Genomic DNA, 19019 nt, shown 5'->3' with positions numbered 1-19019 from the left:
AGTATAAACATTTCTGATACTGTTTGCTTTTGATTGTCAGAAGTCAATTCTGTCCGCAACGCTGTCGGCTATGGAACGAACTCGCCAAAGAAAACGCCGTCAGAGGCAGGGCATTGCGAAAGTGGCTGAGCAACGCTCGCCATTTATCCTGCGCAAGCTGGCCACCTACAATGTGTTGAGCGACGAAGGGCTGGAACTCATCGAAGCCAATGCTGATCGCATTCTGGCAGAGGTCGGCATGGAGTTTCACGACGATCTCGAGATTTTGCGGATCTTCGCAGAAGCAGGCTGTGATGTGGATGGCACGCGGGTGCGGTTTGCCCCGGGATACTGTCGCAAGACCATCCAAGCCACAGCACCCGCCAAGTTCGTTCAACATGCGCGCAACCCGGCCAACAATGTGCAGATGGGGGGCGATGCGACGGTTTTGTGCCCCAGCTGGGGGCCGCCCTTCGTGCATGACCTAGACAAGGGGCGGCGCTATGCCACCCACGAGGATTTCGAGACGCTGGTGAAGCTGCACCAGACCTTGCCATGGTTGCATCACTCTGGCGGCGTGGTCTGCGAGCCAGTGGACCTGCCCGCCACCAAACGGCATCTGGATATGCTTTATGCACATATCCGCTACTCGGACCGGGCCTTTATGGGGGCCTTTATCGGGGCTGAGCGGGCAGGACACGCCATCGAGATGGCGCGTATTCTGTTTGGCGAGGCGTTCGTGGCGGAAAACGCCGTGCTTTATTGCGTGTCGAACACCAATGCGCCCCTGGTGATGGATTCGCATATGTCCGGCGCGCTGAAAACCTATGCACGGGCAGGGCAGCCGGTGGCCTGTACGCCTTGGGTGCTGACCGGGGCGATGTCGCCAACCACCGTCGCGGGCACACTGGCGCAGGTTCTCGCTGAGACCATGGCGGCAATGACCTTGGTGCAACTTGTGGCGCCGGGAGCGCCCTGTCTGATGGGCAGTTTTGCCTCGACCATGTCGATGAAAACCGGCGCGCCGACCTTTGGCACGCCGGAGGCCGGGTTGCTGGTGCTGGCCGCAGGTCAGTTGGCGCGGCGGCTTGGGGTGCCCTTGCACACGGTCGGCACATTGTCGTCGTCCAAGGTGCCCGATGCGCAGAGCCAGCAAGAGGCGACCTGGGGTCTGATGATGTCGATGTTTGCCGGCGCGAACCTGATCAACCATGCCACCGGCTGGCTTGAGGGCGGGTTGGTGACTTCGTTTGAGAAGACGATCATCGACCATGATATCTGCGGCAAAGTGGGTCGGTTTTTTGACGGCATTGATCTCAGCGAAAACGCGCAGGCCATGGAGGCGATTGCGGCAACCGGTCCGGGGCAGCATTTCTTAGGGTCCGAACACACGCAGACCAATTTCATGTCGGCTCTGTTCCGACCGCTGACGCCGGATGATGCGTCGTTCGAGCAATGGCAGGCGGCGGGTGGCGAAGATGCCGCAACACGGGCCAATCGCATCTGGAAGGATCGGCTGGAGGCGTATGAAGACCCGGGGCTGGACCCGGAGATCGACGTGCGGTTGCAGGATTACATTGCCGAGACCAAAGCCGGGTTGCCGGACAGGGACTATTTCTGATGGGACGCAATGTCATCATTGGCGGTGGGGCCATTGGGTTGAGCGTGGCCTATCATCTGGCCAAGCGCGGTGCTGAGGATGTTGTGCTGTTGGAGCGCAATCAGCTGACCTCGGGCACCTCGTGGCATGCGGCAGGCATCGTGGGACCGCTGCGGGCGACGCCGAACATGACACAGCTGGCGTCTTATGCGCTTGAGCTGTTTCCCGCGTTGGAGGTCGAGACGGGCATGTCGACAGGCTATCGCCGCACCGGGGGCTATTGGCTGGCGCGGGAAGAGGCGCGGCTGGATGAACTGCGCCGGATTGCTGATCTGGGCGCGACCCAAGGGCTGACGCCGAGCATGGTCACAGCGGATGAGATTGATCTGCCGCTCTTGAACAAGGACGGCTTGGTTGGCGCCTTGCAGGTGCCGGAAGACGCCAACGTGAACCCGGTCGACCTGTGCATGGCCTATGCCCGCGCAGCGCGGCAACTGGGCGTGGAGATCCGCGAAGGGGTTTCGGTGTCCGAGTTGCGTCGTGAGGGGCACCGCATCACCGGTGTCTGCTTGCGCGATGGATCGGTGATTAATGCGGATCGCGTGATCCTGTGCACCGGGGCATGGTCGCGCGAGTTGGCCGCGACGGCGGGTGTGGCGCTGCCGTTGCAGTCGGTAGAGCATATGTATGTGGTGACCGAACCCGTGGCCGGATTGCCCGACCCTTTTCCGGTGATCCGTGATCTTGATCGGGGCATCTATATCAAGGGCGATGCCGGGAAACTGGTGATTGGCGGCTTTGAACCGGATGCCAAATGTTGGGACCCTTACGGCCCCGAAGGGGATCGTGCATTCCTTGAGATGGCCGAAGACTGGGAGCAATTCACGCCGTTTCTGGAGGCGGCGCTGGCGCTGGTGCCCGCGTTAGAGCGCGTTGGCATTCAGCACTTCATGAACGGGCCGGAGAGTTTCACGGCGGACACGCGGCCTCTGGTCGGGGAAACCCCTCAGGTCGACGGGTTGTTCGTGGCCGCGGGAATGAACTCGGTTGGGGTGATGTCCTCGGCAGGGATCGGTCGGGCGCTGGCCGACTGGGTTGTTGATGGTGAACCGCCGACGGAGATGTGGGAAGTCGACATCGCCCGTGCCGACCCGGCAACCGCCGATCCCGACCATATGGCGGCGCGGATGCAAGAGGCGGTGGCGGACCTGTTTGCGATGCACTGGCCCTATAAACAGCCCAAGGCGGGGCGGGGGCTGCGCGTATCGGCGCTGCATGACCGCTGGGCCAGGGCGGGGGCCGTGTTTGGCCTGACCGCCGGGTGGGAACGCGGACTTTGGTATGCCCGTGATGAAGCTGAGCGGAGCTTGCCTTATGCGGTGGGTCCGCAGCCCTGGTACGGCATTGCTGCGCGTGAGGCTGCGGTGATGGCCGAGGGTGCCGCACTGTTGGAGCTCAGCCCGTTTGCCAAGTTCGAAGTCACCGGGCCCGAGGCCCTGGCTGGGTTGAACCGGCTCGCGACGGCGCAATTGGATGTGGCCGAAGGGCGGGCGGTTTACACGCAGCTTTTGAATGCACGTGGCGGGATTGAGATGGACGTGACCGTTACGCGGATTGGCGCGGAGCGGTTTCTGGTGGTTTCTGGCGCAGCAACGCGGATGCGCGACGGGGCCTATCTGCGGCGTCATTTGGGAGAGAACATCGCCTGTCTCGATATCACAGAGTCGTATTGCGTCATCGGCGTGATGGGCGCATGCAGCCGGGCCGTATTGCAAGCTGTGTCCGAGGATTTTCCAGCGATGTGCTTTGGGCATTCGTGCCTTGGGAGCGTTGCAGGCGTAGCGTGCCGCCTGACCCGCGTGAGTTATGTAGGCGAGCTGGGTTGGGAAATCATGGTTGAGAGCGGCCAAGCTGCGACAGTGTTTGACGCCCTCTATGGGGCAGGAGCACAGCCCATGGGGCACTACGCGCTGGATGGCTGCCGCATGGAAAAGGGCTTTGTGCATTGGAGCCACGAGATCGGCGCCTTTGTGACGCCGTTGGAGGCGGGGCTGGGGTTCACCATCGACTGGGCCAAGGATTTTATCGGCAAGGCAGCGCTAGAGGCCCAGAGGCGCGACGGTTTACGCCAGAGGCTGGTGTTGCTGCATATCCGGGGTGACGCTTTGGTGCTGCATGATGAGCCGGTTTACGAGGGCGCGCAGCATGTGGGGCTGACCACCTCGGGGGCCTTGGGGCCAAGGACCGGGCTAAACCTCGCCTTTGCGATGGTGTCTGTGGATCCGGGCGAAACGATGTCGGAAACTTGCGCGCGTGACTTCTCTGTGCGTGTGGCAGGCAAAGACTATGGAGCAGAGGTGCTGCGCAAGCCGCCTTTTGACCCAACGGGAAAGAGGATGCGCGCATGAGTGACGCACAAGTGGTCATCATCGGTGGCGGCGCGATGGGCGTGTCGCTGCTCTATCATCTGGTCAAACAGGGCTGGCAGGATGTTCTGCTGGTCGAAAAGAACGACCTCACGCACGGGTCAACCTGGCACGCGGCGGGACTGTGTACGCATTTTGCCCATAACCCCACCATTCAGGAGCTGCGCGCCACCTCGGTGCGGCTGTACCGTGATATCCTGCCGGAAGAGACCGGGCAGGATTGTGGGTTTCACCGCTCGGGCGCGATGCGCATCACGCGTAACCCCGAACGCATGGCCGAGTTTCGCCATGTGGCGGGATTGTCTGCGTTCACCGGCTATCCGCTGGAAATCCTGACGCCGGAGCGGATTGCCGAATTGCACCCGCTGGCGCAACTGGATGGGCTGTTGGGGGGCATCTATGAACCGGATGACGGCCATGTGGACCCCAGCCTTGCCACCAATGCCATGGCGCAGGTCGCGGTGCGGGGTGGTGCCAAAATCTGGCGGCAATGCCCGGTTTCGACCATCCGACGCGAGGGCGATCACTGGTTGGTTGAGACCGCAAGGGGCACCGTAACTACCCGGCATGTGGTGAACGCGGCTGGCACATGGGGCTGGGAGATCGGCCATATGATGGGGTTGAACATCCCCTCGGTGCCGGTGCTGCATCAGTATCTTGTGACTGATACCGTGCCTGCCGTGGCTGAGCGACAAGCGGCAGGCTTGCCGGAACTGCCGATGATCCGTGACCCGGAAGAGAGCTGGTACGTGCGCCAAGAACGCGATGGGCTGATCCTTGGGCCTTATGAAAAAGAGGCGCAGGTCTGGTCCGTGGATGGCGTGCCGCCCGAATTTGGTGCCGACCTGATGCCGCCCGATCTGGACCGGGTGGAGCATATCATCATGGATGCCATGGCCCGCATTCCGGCGCTGGAAACCGGCGGCGTCAAGACCGTCGTGAACGGTCCGATCACCTTTACCCCGGATGCCAATCCGTTGATCGGTCCGGCGCATGGGCTAGAGAATGCCTGGTTGCTGACCGGCTCGTCCATGGGAGTGATGGAGGGCGGTGGGGCCGGGTGGTTTCTTGCCCATTGGATGACCCACGGTGCGCCGCCGATGGATGCCCTGGCGGTGGACAGCCGCCGGTTTGGCGCATGGGCTGATCGCGACTATCGCGTGGCCAAGGCGATTGAGTGTTTCGGGCTGCAGTTTGGCGTTCATTACCCGCACGAAGAGCGCCCTGCGGGCCGCAATATCCTGAAATCGCCTTTGCACAGGCAGATGCTGGGTCAGGGCGCGGTGATGGGGTTCGCCTATGGCTGGGAGCGGCCCTTGCATTTTGGTGGGGCCGAGGCTGCGGATACCTTTGGCAAGCCCGGCTGGTTTGATCAGGTGGCAGCTGAGGTGGATGCCGCAACCAACCGGGTGGCATTGGCAGACCTGTCGGTGTTCTCCAAGTTCGAGATCACCGGCGATGTGGTGCCCTATCTCGAAGCGCTGGGCCTGAATAAGGCACCTGCCGTGGGGCGGATTGGCCTCACGCATGTGGTGACCCCTGCGGGTGGTGTGCAGACCGAGTTCACCGTAACGAGAACCGCCGAGAGCCACGCCTATCTGACCTCGGCAGCAGCCGGGCGGCAGATGGACTGGGACATCTTGCGAGCCGTGCCGGGCGCGGAGGCTGTGACGCTCAGGGATGTGACAGAAGAGCAAGGCGTCATTGGCCTGATGGGGCCGAAAGCCGGGGTTGTGCTGGCGGCTTGTTGCCCGGACGATCTGGGGTTTCCATGGCTGTCCTGCCAGAGGTTGACCGTGGCCGGGCAGGAGGTGCTGGCGCTGCGGGTGTCTTATCTGGGTGAGTTTGGCTGGGAACTGCACATGCCCATGGACGCGATGCAGACCGTCTATGCGGCACTTTTGGCTGCAGGGCAGGCCCATGGGGTCGGCCACTATGGCACCTATGCAGCGAACGCGATGCGGATGGAAAAAGGCTATCGCGGGTGGGGCAGCGAGTTGACCACGGAACGCTCTCCGATTGAATCTGGGCTGAAACCCTTTCTCAGGAACCGTGACGGCGCGGGCTGGAGAGCCGTTGAGGCGCGCGCCAATGACTGGGAAATGGTGCTGATCGAAGTGCTTTCGGACGCGGTGTACCCCTATTATGCCCATGGTCTCTGGCAGGGTGATCGGAGTGTTGGCATCGTGACCTCGGCCGCTTTTGGCCATCGCACGGGCAAGTCACTGGCCCTGGCATACCTGCGCGACGCCACAGCGAGAAATGACTTAACTGTGGATGTTCTGGGGCAACGGTACCCGGTGAACATCCTCGAGCGTCCCCCTTTTGACCCTGACAATACGCGCCTGCGCGGCCAAGGAGACATGCCATGACCGATCACCCTTTGCACACCGACTGGAGTTATGATGGCACAGCCGCGCGGCGGGATCAGTACTATGCGGCGTCCCTGACACGGTTCACGCCGTTTCGAGAGCCGATTGTCTTTCAGAAAGGCCAAGGCCAGTACCTGTGGGACAATCAGGGCAACAAGTTCACGGATTTGCTGGGGATGAATGTCTGTATCTCGGTGGGGCATTCGCATCCGCGCGTGGTGGCGGCCGCGATGGAACAGGCACAGGACCTGACCCATTGCACGACGATGTTCTATCACCCGACGCCAGCACATCTGGCCGAGGAACTGGCGGCAACCATGCCCAAGGGGCATGAGTGGGTGGTGCATCTGACCAACTCAGGGTCCGAGGCTGTGGACCTCGCCATGACCATGGCGCGAACCTATACCGGCAATCTCGATCTCTTGGCCTTGCGCACCGCCTATCACGGTCCCACGGCGGCGGCGCAGTCGATCACCGGCATCGCGGGCTGGCGGCATCCAGGCATGCCGGGCAACGTGGCCTTTGTGCCCGAGCCAAATCAGTATCGCGGCATCTTTGGTTCCGGCACGCAGCCCTATCTGGACGAGATTGACCGCACCATCGCTACGGCGACCTCGGGACAGGTGGCCGGGATTTTCGTGGAAAGTGTGCAAGGCTACGGTGGCATTATCGAGATGCCGCCGGGCTACATGTCCGGGGCCGCGGAACGTGTGCGGGCCGCCGGTGGGCTTTACATCGCGGATGAGGTGCAGTCGGGCTTTGGCCGCACTGGCGAACACTTTTGGGGGTTCGAGGCGGATGGTGTCGTGCCCGACATCGTGGTCATGGCTAAAGGTCTGGGCAACGGGTTCCCCATCGGCGCCGTGGTCGCCCGCAAAGAGGTTGCGGCCCCCATGGCCGAAAAGTTTATGTTCCACACCTATGGTGCAAACCCGACCTCGGCAGCTGCGGCCCGTGCGGTTCTGGCCGTAATGAAGGACGAAGCCCTGCAAGAGAATGCGCGAACTGTCGGTGGCGCACTGCTGGCCCGCTTGAAAGACCTGCAAAGCCGCCATGAGGCAATTGGCGACGTGCGCGGCAAGGGGCTGATGCTGGCGATTGAAATCGTCAGTGACCGGGACAAGAAAACACCGGATCGCGAGGCCACAACGGACGTTTTCGAAGCGTGCCGGTCGCAAGGGTTGATCCTGTCCAAGTCCGGCCCGACTCAGTCCGTCCTGCGCATGGTACCGCCGCTGTGTCTGTCGCTGGCGGATGTGGATCAGGTGGCCGAGGGCTTGGACAGTGCCTTTCAGGGACTTGGGCGGTAGGCTCTGACTGGGCATGGCCTGCGGGCTGTTCTCTCAGGGCTGGTTACACAGCCTCGAGCCGCACCTGTCCCGCAACCAGCCGGGGGCCGTTCTGACGTATGAACTCTAAAAACGCATGCACGTGGGACACGTCGCGTGCCTCGCGCCGCCAAACCCAGAGGAACTGGAACTCTGCAGCCTGCCCGTTGCTGCGGACCAGCCGATGGGCACCAACGTGCCCGCCGCTCAATTTGGCCTTTGGCAGCACACCAGCGCCCAGCCCCATCCAGGTCCAGTCTTCAATGACCGGGTAACTCATGGCGTAGCCGGGATAGGGGGTCAGGTCCTTGCCCTCTTGTGCAAACAACACTTCCAGGGACTTGTTCAGCCCACAGCCTCCGCCGGTCATGATGACCGGGTCATCGGGCAAGTCGGACAGGCTGACAACCGAGGCGTCGGACGGCGAGACCCCGTGTTGCGGCAGATAAAACAACGGGTCCGCGTAAAACGGCAATCGGTCAAGGTGGTCCGGCACAATGTCAGCAGGCAAGATCGCCAGATCAATCGCCCCGGTTTCGATCCTGTCCGCCAGATCATCCAGCAGGCATTCCTTGAAGAACAGATCAACATCGTCGCGTTGACGACTGAAAGGGGTGGTCAACGAGGCCACCATGTGCATGTCCACCAACGGTGAAAACCCGATCTTCAAGAGCTTTTGTTCGGGATTGTGAAAACCCGCCGCCGCCGCCAAGGCTTCGCTTTCGGCGCTCAGGATCGCCTGCAGGTATGGCAACATATGGCGCCCAAAGGGGGTGATCTCGACCTTGCGGGTGGTGCGGGAAAACAGCTTGCCGCCCAGGTCTTTTTCGAGCTGGGACACGGCGTTGGACAATGTCGGTTGCGTCGCATTGCAGCGTTCCGCTGCGAGACTGAAAGACTCGGTCTCTGCCACGGTAACTGCGAATTGGATTTGCCTGATTTTCATTCAGAACCTCGGACGGTTTCGGCGGATATATCGAAAATACCTATCAATCATATTTTTTCATTCAATTTCACTAATGACAAGCCCTCAGCGATGTTGCGATCAGACACACATCCCCAAGGAGACCACTCATGACCAAGACCATCACCGCATACCTTGCGACTGCCGGCGTTGCCGCGCTCATGTCGCTGGGCGCAGCCACCGCAAGTCTGGCGGATGAACTGACCGACGCGCAAATCATCGGCATCTATTCTCAGGTCAACAGCTTTGACATCGAGACCGCACTTTTGGGGGAGCTGATGGGCGCCTCAGACGAGGTGCGCGCCATTGGCAAAATGGTGTCGGCGGATCATTCCGGCGTTCGCGCCGCCGTGCATGACATCGCAGAAGAGATCGGGGTCGAGCCGGTGTTGCCGCCAGCAAGGATTGGGGCTGCCCGGGATCATGATGCGACCATTCTTGCCTTGCGTGACCTTGACGGGGCCGCTTTTGATGCAGCCTACCTGCGGCACGAGGTGGCCTTTCACCAGGCGGCGATTGAGGCCGTCGAACAGCTCCTCATCCCCGAGACCGAAAGCGACGTTCTCAAGGCCCATTTCGAAGCGGTGCTGCCCGCCTTCTATCACCATCTGGAAATGAACATGGCCGCAGCGGAAACGCTGAACATTTCCATCGAACAATAGCCGCGCTGCCCGGGGTGTTGGACGCCACCCCGGGCCTCTTGAAGAGGTGCCATCATGTTTGGGATCGACGAATACACCTTTGCCATCGGTGTTGGTCTGATTTTCGGAACCGCCGCTCTGTGGCTGATCTCATGCGAGCTGGGGCGCAGGACCAGGGTGTCACGCGCAGGTCAGGTTCTGCTCTTTTGTGCGCTTGGAACCGGAGTTTTCTCTGTCGCCGCCAAGGCGGTGATCGTCGGCTACCTGACGCGTACGAACATGGGCGAAATCGCTGAAACCGGTCTGGCGTTGAGACACCAAACAGAAGACTTCTTTACCTTTGCCGGGAAAACCCAGGACGTCCCCCCAACGGCTGTCCAGGGTTTTCGAAGGCAAACCTGGCGCGCTCTGCCTCACCGCGCGCCAGGACCTTCTGCAGGCGCCCCCCCGGCTACGTTGGTGGCCCTGGGGGAAAAGCTGTTTTTTGACCGCAACCTGTCCCTCGACCGCACGATTTCCTGTGCGTCCTGTCATGATCTGCAAAAAGGCGGCGATGACGGTCTTCGGTATTCTGTTGGTGTGGAGGGGCAAATTGGTGACCGCAACGCGCCAACCGTACTGAATGCGGCTTTCCTCAAGAGACTGTTTTGGGACGGGCGGGCCGCCACTCTCGAAGCACAGGCGCTGGGGCCTTTCGTCAATCCCGTGGAAATGGCAATGCCATCGCTTGATGCGGTGGTGCACCGCGTCAAGGAAAATCCGGGCTATGAGGGCAGTTTTGCCCGCGCTTTTGGACCCCAGGCCAAGATTACATCAAAAACCATCGCCGCCGCCATTGCCGCCTTTGAGCGTACGCTGATAACGCCCGACACGCCATACGACAGGTTTGTGCGGGGAGAGGATGGCGCCTTGTCGCAACAGCAGCTTCGCGGCATGGCCCTGTTTTCGGAATTGGGATGCCGCAATTGCCACACTGATCCTGTGTTCTCCGCTGCAGGGACCTTGCGTGGCACGGGCATCTACCGCCGGTTCCCGGTGTTTGCTGGCAATCCCCTGGTCGCGCGCCATGACCTGTTGATCAAGGGGCAGCCCGGCTTCTGGCGCGTTCCCAGTCTGCGCAACGTCGCCAATACGGCGCCCTACTTTCACAACGGATCGGTCGATACGCTCGAGGAAGCCATCCGCATCATGGCTGTGTCGCAGTTGGGCAAACAGCTCAGCAATGATCCAGCGCAGGCGACAGAGGTCCTGATCACCTCGGTGCGCGACGAAGACGGACAATCGGGACGCAACATCACCCTATTGCGGGACCGCGCTCTGACCGAGGCCGATGTATCCGATATCGCGGCTTTTCTCACGTCCCTGAGCGGACAGGTGCCGCAACAAGTCTCTCAGTCTGCCCGGCTTGCCGAGACGAAATGAGACCGCCAGTGCTAAAAATCTGATCTAACACCGCTCTGGATTAGGGTCGGAAGTCAGGCTGACAAATGACTTCCCAGTGGCTGGGTGAGGATTTGCGACACGCAAAACCAAGTTGCGAGTGATGTCTTCAGACACACCACATGCAGCCGCGTAATTTTCGGGCGTCACCCTGAGACCCTTCGCAAAACTGCAATGATTCGAATGCTTTCACGAAGATTGTGTGGAGGCGAGTACCGGAATCGAACCGGTGTACACGGATTTGCAATCCAGAAAGAGATAAAGCAAAAACAACAGCTTAGGGGTGCAAAATGCCCCCTGACAAAAAGTGAACAAAAAGCGAAAGTTTCAAAGCCAAATTCGCCGGTTCAAAACGAAAAAGACCCCGTCACAGCGGCAACTGTGAACCGGGGCCAAATAGAAAAAGCCTGTCAGCTTTCGAAGTACGTTAGCATGAGCTACTACCGCTCCGCAAACGCTCAGTCGGCTTTTTCGCGACCTCTGACCGGCGAGGTGGTCCAATGAGCTGGCGCATCGCAAACGAATGCGCAGTGCGTCGCTTTGGCAGTGCTGCGCGCAAACAGATCATCATGTTTCTTGCAGACAAGGCGAGCGATGACGGCTCGGGCATCTGGTGCTCCAAAGGAACGATCCAGCGCCACACAGAGCTTAGCGAGAGCACCGTCAAACGCACCATCATCGACTTCCTGCGGGAAGGCATTTTGATCGAGACAGGGCAGCGGCAGTGCAAGAACGGCTACACCGTCATTTACCGCATCGTTCTGGAACGCGTGGCCGTGCTCGAGCCCACGGCTGAGCCCGACATTGAGACGGGGGTCACTGTGAACCCCGTCCAGCCTGAACCCGGTACGGGGTCCACGGTGAACGGTTTACGGGGTTCACGGTGGACCCCAAACCATCCTAAAACCATCCATAAACCACCTACGCGCAGGCGCGAGGCGGAGGAGGAGGTTGAAGATCTTGAAGCTGAGAAGATCTTAGCGGTCTATCCCGAAGACAGGATCCGCGACCGACGAACTACGTTGCGCCTGATCGCAGCCGCCGTGAAGGCCGGGGTAAAGCCCGATGACTTGCGGCAGGCGGTCAAAGCCTATGCGAAGGAAAGCGAGGGCTACACCCGCAGCAAGGTCTGTTTCTCGGACAATTGGTTCAAGATGCGGCGTTGGGAGAAGGGGCTTGCCCAGGTACAGGCGGATCGCGAGAAAGCGCAAGAAGCCGAAGCCAAAGGCCGTGCGAGCCTCGCCGAGTGGATCCACGAACGCCACCCTCTTTGCCGCCACATTACAAACCGGCAGATTGAGGGCTTGATCTCGTCAAAGCTGGTGACGCCCGAGCAGGTGCGCGCTGCGGGGCTGCAGGCATAAGTGCGGCTCGATTGTTACGCCATGGCGTAAAAAGTAGATATTTACGTTGCAGCGTAATTTGTTTTAATTTACGCTGTGCCGTAAAAGGAGCCGCATCATGGACCTCACAGCACGAACGGCCGAGCAGATCGGCGAGGCACTTCGCCGGACGCGCAAAGCGCGCGGCTGGACCCAAAGCGACATCAGCGCGCGTACGAATTTGCGCGTCGCGACGATTTCGTCGCTCGAGAATGGCGACGCGGGAGCCAAGCTCGCCACAGTGCTCGCTGTTATGGCGGCACTTGGGCTTGAGTTCCGATTGGTGGAACGCGGTGGCTCGCTTGAGATTGAGGATATCTTCTGATGGCCAAACACGGGCGTAGCGGCACGATGCAAGTGCTTCTGAACGGACGGTTGGTGGGGGCTTTGCGTCTCGCTGGTTCAGGCGCGATCAGCTTTATCTATGATCCGGAATGGTTGGCATGGGAACATGCCATGCCCATCTCGCTTTCGCTGCCTTTGCGTGAAGTGGCACACCAGGGCGGCCCTGTTATCGCCTACTTGGAAAACCTGCTGCCGGACAATCAGGCGATACGAGAACGCGTTGCTGCACGGGTGCGTGCGGGCGGCACGGACGCGTGGCACATGCTGGAGAAGATCGGCCGCGATTGTGTGGGGGCCTTGCACTTCGTTTCGGGTGAGATCCCCGAGGTTGGCACACTCGAGGGAGAGCCCGTTTCCGAGGCACAGATTGCGGATATGTTACGCAACCTCGCAAGTGCCCCCCTTGGCTTAGACGAGGAAGACGACTTCCGCATTTCTATCGCAGGGGCGCAGGAGAAAACGGCGCTGCTACGCCACGAGGGCGCGTGGATCCGTCCAACGGGGCTCACCCCAACAACCCATATCCTCAAGACGCAGCTTGGCGTTCTGCCCGCAGGGATCGATTTGTCTGACAGTGTTGAGAACGAATTTTTCTGCATGAACCTCTGTCGGGCCATGGGCATGGATGTGGCTGAAGTCGAGATTGCCGACTTCGAGGGCGTGCGGAGCCTTGTTGTGACCCGGTTCGATCGGCGCTGGACCAAAGATGGCCGGTTGATCCGCCTCCCGCAGGAAAACTTTTGCCAGGCGCTCACAGTTCCACCCAGCCAGAAACACCAAATGGATGGCGGGCCGGGGATCACCGAAGGGATCGGGTTGCTGAAGGGCAGTGATGACCCCGAAGCAGATCAGCGCACCTTCTTCCGTGCGCAGGTGCTTTTTTGGCTTTTGGGGGCGACCGACGGGCATGCGAAGAATTTCAGCATTGCATTGCTTCCTCGTGGTTTCTGTATGACCCCGCTCTACGATGTGCTGAGCGCCCAGAAAGCCGTGGATGACGGTCAAATCCGCCAGAACCGGATGCGCCTCGCGATGGCCGTCGACGGACACTACCGGATCAACGAGGTGGTGCCGCGGCATTTCCTGCAGGCTGCGAAGGCGGCAGGTTTTGGTGTGGCGCTGGCGGAAGAGGTCTTGTCGGGCGTCGCGTCTGAGCTTGAACCCGCCTTGGACAAGACACTAGCAGACCTGCCGGATGGGTTTCCACAGCCTTTGGCAGATGCCATTGCTGCTGGCATACGACGTCGGGCGATTGCCTTACATGCCGTATGATCCGCAGATCATATTTCCGTTTTATGGTCGGTAGATCATATTTGCTGTGAGCAATCTGCAGGCCCAGTACAGTAGTTGCAGCGTTCCAGGCCAGCTTTGACGGGCCAGCCCAGAGATTGATGACCAAACTCAGATCCTCAACGCCGTGTTTCTGATTGCTGAACATAAGCGGGCAGCCGTGCCAGACGCGGTGCAAGCACCGCTTCAACAAGAAAATTCCCCTGCGCCAGCGCATTCCTCGCGAGGCAATTTTCCCTCTGACATCCCCTTGGTGCCCGCTTTGGCCATGTTCATCGAAACACTCAAAGTGAGGATTGAAAATTGGCTACGCAAACTCTGAAACTGAACGTCAAATCCGGCGAAAAAGACGGCAAGAACTTCTGGGACCGCTGCGGTGTCCTCTTCGTCAACACCGACGACAGCGGCAACATCACGTCGATCAACGTCAAACACAGCATGTTCCAAGACGTCGAGATGGTCGCCTTCCCGCGCCGCGATGACGATCCAGTCACCGAATGACTGCGGTGCCGGGGCGGGTAGCTCGCCCCGGATAACCCCGAAGTTAGGTGTGGATCGCTGCCAATTGGACTTCGACAAGCATCCGATGTCGCTTCAGTGCAACTCCTCAGACGGGACTTTCGCTGCAAGTGCAAATCCAGCAGTTGGGGGAACTGGTGCTTTGCGGGATGGGGTGGATGGCTCCTGCTTCATCGGCGTCGCAATGCGCCATACTGCAGTTGTCATGAACTGCGATTAGAGGGGCCACCCAATGCAGATACAACAGTTGGCGTCGATTTGGCCAAGAACGTTTTCCATGTTCACGGTATCACACAAGACGGAGATTTGGGTTTCAGCCGATCTTTGCGGCGGAACCAAGTTCTTTCATTCTTCGGGAGATTGGAGCCTTGTTTGATCGGCATGGAGGCCTGTGGCGCAAGCCACTACTGGGCGCGAGAACTGATTAAGCTGGGTCATGAAGTCAAGTTGATCGCACCCGTCTATGTGAAACCCTACGTCAAGCGCGGCAAGTCAGATGCGGCTGATGCGGAAGCCATTTGCGAAGCTGTCAGTCGCCCGACTATGCGGTTTGTCGAGGTGAAGTCGCCCGAACAACAGGCCATTCTTTCGCTGCACCGAGCGCGTAGCCTCGTTGTCCGGCAGAGAACCCAGACCATCAACGCGCTTCGCGGCCTGTTGGCTGAGTTTGGAATTGTTTTTGCGCAAGGTGTCGGCCATGCCATCCGATTTGCCAAACGGGTGTCCCAAGGTGACGCTCTGGATCTTCCGCCAACTGCGCATGACACCATTATGGATCTGGGTGAGCAGCTCTTGACGCTGCATGGACGGGTGCTCTGGTATGGGCGCAAGCTGACGCAAGCATCGAAATCCGAACCTCGGATTGCCTTGCTTGAAACGATCCCTGGCATCGGACCGATCACCGCATCAGCCATTGTTGCTACGATTGGCGGCGCGGAACAGTTCAGGTGTGGCAGGGATTTTGCAGCCTGGTTGGGTCTTACGCCGCTCAACAGATCAACCGGTGGTAAGGAACGTTTGGGCCGAATATCCAAGATGGGAGATCGGTACATACGCAACCTGATGGTTGTCGGGATGACATCGCGCATCAAGCAAATCAAGACAGCGCCAGAAAGATTTGATCCGTGGTTCTCGGACATCTTGGAGCGAAAGCCTGCGAAGCTTGCTGCGATAGCAATGGCAAATAAAACTGCTCGGATCATTTGGGCGGTTCTCACACGGAACGAACCCTACAGAATTAGAACCGTCTAAAGACAAAGGAAGGAACCAAGATAGCAAGGCCAGTGAAGTGATGGCAAAAGAGTCAGCCGCAATCTCAAGACACCCCGGGCTTTGTCCAGGACGACATCTGTCCGCTTGCGAGGATGGGGACTTGCGTCGCGGAAACCATCAGGGCCAGCGGACATGTGTTCCGCGCGAACAGGCCGGACACAAGACCGCTTCTGACAAAATGCCAATCACCTCAAAAAAGTCTTGCTTTGCAGGAGCCATCCACACAGGACAAAGTACCATTTCGCTGCAATCGCGCAATCATTGCTGCGTTTGCGAGGGCATCAGAAAGTCGGGCGGTTTCCGGTCATTCGCTGCAACTCTCATGAATGTCCGAATTGCAAAAATCCGTTCGAACTCACAGCACGTGCAAGTTCGTTGCTTCCAGACTGAAGAACAGAGGCGGCGAGGCAAGGAGTCGCGGTCACGCGCGACTTTCCTCCCACAAAAACATTGCACGATAGAGTGTCGGCACTAGGAACAGTGTCAGTGGTGAGGCTACCGCCAGCCCGCCGATCATCAGGGTTGCCATTGGTTCGAACAGGGCGCCCCCGTTCAGGGCCATTGGGGTCAAGCCAAGGATCGTTGTCAGTGAGGTCAGCATAACGGGTGTGATACGTTTTTGGGCGGCCTCGATGATGGCATCGTCCAGTTCGCGTGTCCTACGCTCGATGTCGATCTGGTCGATCAACACGATGGCGTTATTGATGATGATACCCATCAGGGAAATCAGCCCGAGGATGGCGAAGAACGACAGGGGTTGGGAGGTCAGGAGCAACCCGATAGGCGCGCCAATCAGAACCAGCGGGATGGTCAGAAATGTCAGCGAAACGCGGCGGGCGGAATTGAACTGATACATCAGGGCGGCAAGCATGACGATCAGGGCAATCGGGATACCAGCCATCAGTTTGCCGTTCACCTCGGCGCTTTGTTCCGTTTCACCACCAAGGGAAAGACTATACCCCCGCGGCAGCGGCAGATCGGCAAGTGCTTTACCCATGTTGGCTTGCAGGGCGCCCGCCGTCATACCGATGCTTTTTCCCGACACGGTGACCTGTCGGACCTGGTTCTCACGACGGATCTGTGACAGCTCGAAATGGGGTTGGAACCTGGCAACCTGATCCAGAGCGATAAATCCGCTGCCCACCGGGATCGTCAGGTTTTCAAGGTCTTCGAAACTGTCGCGAAACGCTGTCTGGGCGCGCACGATCATCGGGATCAGATCATCACCCTCGCGGAAGGTTGAATAGGGAATGCCCGAAAAGAACAAGTCCATCGCATCCGAGATATCGCTTGAAGTGACGCCGAACTCGCGCGCTTTGTCCTGAGCAATATCGACGGTCACCCTCAGGCTTTTGTTGCCCCAGTTATTCTGGGCAAGAATATTGCCCGGCGTCTCTGCAAAGGCAGCCTCGACCTGACGCGCGAGTTTCAAGAGCGTATCTGCATCCGGCCCGCGCAGCTTGACGTCCACGCGGCCCGGCTCTTCGGCCCCGATGGCCAAACGGGTCACACGATATCGCGCGGCGGCGCGTTCGGTCAGCAGATAGCTCTGCGCGCGTTCGGCGGCAATGGCAGCGGCCTCATGGTCGGTCGTATTGACCACAAAGAAGGCATTGGCCGGGTCTCCCTCGGCCGGGTCCAGCGTCAGATAGAAGCGCGGGCCACCGCTGGCAACAAAGAGAGTGACATCGGTCACGTCCGGATTGATGGCCTTATCCTTCAGCCATGCATCAACTGCGAGCGCTTCATCCATTGTGGCGTCGACAGCCGTGCCGCGCGGCATTTCCAGATAGATCAGGTACTCCGCACGCTCAGACAGCGGGAACATCTCGCCATCAAGCGATCCAAATAGCGTGGCCGCCCAGACGACAATGGCATAGCAGACAACTGCGATCCCTACCCCCCAGCGCATAACACGGCGCAGCACATTGCCATAGCCGCGCACCAGCCAGCCATCGTTCTGGGCGTCCTTGCACGGACGTCTCAGCACATGCACTGCCACGAAGGGAAGGATGTAGAGCGCGGTGATCCACGAACCCAGCAGCATGACGGCCACGACCGCGCCCAGCGAATAGGCGTATTCGCCCTCGGTTCCTTCCAGCACCAGCATCGGAATGAAGGCTGATACAGTCGTCGCCGAGGCCACGGCCAGAGGCAGGAAAAACTGTCTGCCTGACCCTTCAGCGGCCTCGTGCGGCGTAGCGCCGTTGCTGAGCCGCTTTTGGATTTCCTCGACGACAACCAGCCCATTGTCGACAAGCAGGCCAAGCGAGACAATGACCGCTGCAATCGAAATCTGTTGCAGGTCGATCCCCAGTTGCGCCATCGCGATCAGCGCAAACATCACCGTGAAGGGCACGATACAGGCGATCACCAGCGCAGGCCGCAGCCCAAGAAACAGGGCCAGCGCGCCTGCCACAACCAGAAATGTCTGTCCGACATTCACCAGGGCTGCGTTAATGGCCTGGGTGACATTGGCTTCCTGAAACGTCGACAGCGAGTAACTGATACCGATCGGCTGGTCCTGCTCGAACAGGGGCAACTGCCGGTGCAAGTCACGCCCGATGTCTTGAATGTCGCGATCCTCGGCCATCTCAACGCCCAGAATCAGAGCAGGTTCCCCGTTGAAAAAGATGGGCGCCTCGGGCGGATCGGCATAGCCGCGTCGAACGGTAAGCAAGTCACGCAAGCGCACAAGTCCGCTGAGTCCCGGCACCTGGGTAAACACACCCTCGACCTCCTCGACCGTCTCTAGCTCTCCATTGGCTTCAAGCAGGATGGTCACCCCGTCGACATCCATCTGCCCCGCGGGCAGGATCACGTTCTGCGCACGGAGATCTTGCAGAACCTGCTCCAGCTGAAGCCCAACAGCGGCGAGCTTGCGCGCGTCAAGTTCCAGCCAGATGCGTTCTTCTTGTCGGCCCTCAAGGGTAACCTTGGTGATGCCGCTCAGGCGATAAAGCTGTGCCTGAAGATCCTCGGCTGCATCCCACAGTTCGGCAGGCGAAAACCCTTCGCCGGTGACCGCGATGGTGGCGATCGTCACATCGCCGAAATCAGTGTTTACGATCGGGCCGATGGTGCCTTCGGGCAGTTGTCCCTGCATATCCGCCATCCGGTTGCGCAGGTCCTGAAAGGTGGGTTCCAGCTTGTCGGCACCAACAGAGTCATGCACCCGCAATGATAGTTCGACCTGACCGGTGGTGACCAAAGTTGAAATCTTGTCGATTTCGGAAATTTCGCGCGCCGTGCGTTCCAACGGCACGGCAATCAACTCCTCGGCGCGTTCAGGGGTCATCCCTGGGAACTGGGCGACAACAATTGCATCACGGATGGTGATCGCGGGGTCTTCGCGTTTGGGCAGACCAAGATAGGTCTGGACCCCAAGGAAAATCAGACCGACCATGATCATGATGGTCAGGCGGGATTTGCGGATGCCAAAGCTGGTCAGGCTGTTCATC

13 protein-coding genes are annotated in these 19019 nt (G+C 59.7%); 11 read left to right on the top strand and 2 right to left on the bottom strand.

Going from position 1 to position 19019, the window contains the following annotated elements:
* Positions 1-70 precede the first annotated feature (70 nt).
* The 4 genes from EK369_RS17610 to EK369_RS17595 are packed head-to-tail and all read left to right on the top strand — an operon-like array spanning position 71 to position 7687.
* Positions 71-1600: a trimethylamine methyltransferase family protein gene (locus EK369_RS17610; protein ID WP_127115584.1), complete on the top strand. Its 1530-nt coding sequence runs from the start codon at positions 71-73 to the stop codon at positions 1598-1600.
* A complete protein-coding gene (locus EK369_RS17605) occupies positions 1600-3987 on the top strand; it encodes a GcvT family protein (RefSeq protein ID WP_127115583.1) in 2388 nt (795 codons plus the stop codon). Before EK369_RS17610 ends, EK369_RS17605 begins: the two co-directional genes overlap by 1 nt.
* On the top strand, positions 3984-6377 hold the full coding sequence (locus tag EK369_RS17600; RefSeq protein WP_127115582.1) for a GcvT family protein: 2394 nt from the start codon (positions 3984-3986) through the stop codon (positions 6375-6377). Before EK369_RS17605 ends, EK369_RS17600 begins: the two co-directional genes overlap by 4 nt.
* On the top strand, positions 6374-7687 hold the full coding sequence (locus tag EK369_RS17595; protein WP_127115581.1) for an aspartate aminotransferase family protein: 1314 nt from the start codon (positions 6374-6376) through the stop codon (positions 7685-7687). The genes EK369_RS17600 and EK369_RS17595 overlap by 4 nt, the downstream gene beginning before the upstream one ends.
* A 43-nt stretch (positions 7688-7730) precedes the next feature.
* On the opposite strand, the gene EK369_RS17590 is transcribed toward EK369_RS17595, so the two are convergent.
* Complete coding sequence (locus EK369_RS17590) at positions 7731-8651, bottom strand: LysR family transcriptional regulator (RefSeq protein WP_127115580.1); 921 nt, start codon at positions 8649-8651, stop codon at positions 7731-7733.
* 128 nt (positions 8652-8779) lie between these two features.
* On the opposite strand from EK369_RS17590, the gene EK369_RS17585 reads away from it, so the two are divergent.
* From EK369_RS17585 to EK369_RS17555, 7 genes are all read left to right on the top strand, one after another.
* Positions 8780-9331 carry a DUF4142 domain-containing protein gene (locus EK369_RS17585; RefSeq protein WP_127115579.1) on the top strand — a complete coding sequence of 184 codons (552 nt, stop codon included), beginning with the start codon at positions 8780-8782 and terminating at the stop codon, positions 9329-9331.
* Positions 9332-9385: 54 nt separating this feature from the next.
* Complete coding sequence (locus EK369_RS17580; RefSeq protein WP_127115578.1) at positions 9386-10732, top strand: cytochrome-c peroxidase; 1347 nt, start codon at positions 9386-9388, stop codon at positions 10730-10732.
* A 518-nt stretch (positions 10733-11250) separates the two neighbouring features.
* Complete coding sequence (locus EK369_RS17575) at positions 11251-12114, top strand: hypothetical protein (protein WP_127115577.1); 864 nt, start codon at positions 11251-11253, stop codon at positions 12112-12114.
* Between the two features lie 97 nt (positions 12115-12211).
* Positions 12212-12457, top strand: a complete 246-nt coding sequence (locus tag EK369_RS17570; RefSeq protein WP_025059995.1) for a helix-turn-helix domain-containing protein — start codon at positions 12212-12214, stop codon at positions 12455-12457.
* Positions 12457-13749: a type II toxin-antitoxin system HipA family toxin gene (locus EK369_RS17565; protein ID WP_127115576.1), complete on the top strand. Its 1293-nt coding sequence runs from the start codon at positions 12457-12459 to the stop codon at positions 13747-13749. The genes EK369_RS17570 and EK369_RS17565 overlap by 1 nt, the downstream gene beginning before the upstream one ends.
* Before the next feature lie 321 nt (positions 13750-14070).
* Positions 14071-14268 carry a hypothetical protein gene (locus EK369_RS17560; protein WP_127115575.1) on the top strand — a complete coding sequence of 66 codons (198 nt, stop codon included), beginning with the start codon at positions 14071-14073 and terminating at the stop codon, positions 14266-14268.
* A gap of 228 nt (positions 14269-14496) precedes the next feature.
* The gene (locus EK369_RS17555) at positions 14497-15537 is read left to right on the top strand and encodes an IS110 family RNA-guided transposase (protein WP_127115660.1); all 1041 of its coding nucleotides are present in this window, start codon (positions 14497-14499) and stop codon (positions 15535-15537) included.
* A gap of 442 nt (positions 15538-15979) precedes the next feature.
* Here EK369_RS17555 and EK369_RS17550 read toward each other — a convergent pair whose 3' ends face one another.
* Complete coding sequence (locus EK369_RS17550; RefSeq protein ID WP_127115574.1) at positions 15980-19018, bottom strand: efflux RND transporter permease subunit; 3039 nt, start codon at positions 19016-19018, stop codon at positions 15980-15982.
* Position 19019: the final 1 nt, after the last annotated feature.

The organism is Shimia sediminis (genome assembly GCF_003990645.1).
Classification (GTDB): domain Bacteria; phylum Pseudomonadota; class Alphaproteobacteria; order Rhodobacterales; family Rhodobacteraceae; genus Shimia; species Shimia sediminis.
Note: the sequence above shows the minus strand (reverse complement) of the source record. Positions and strands in the feature narration are given on the sequence as shown.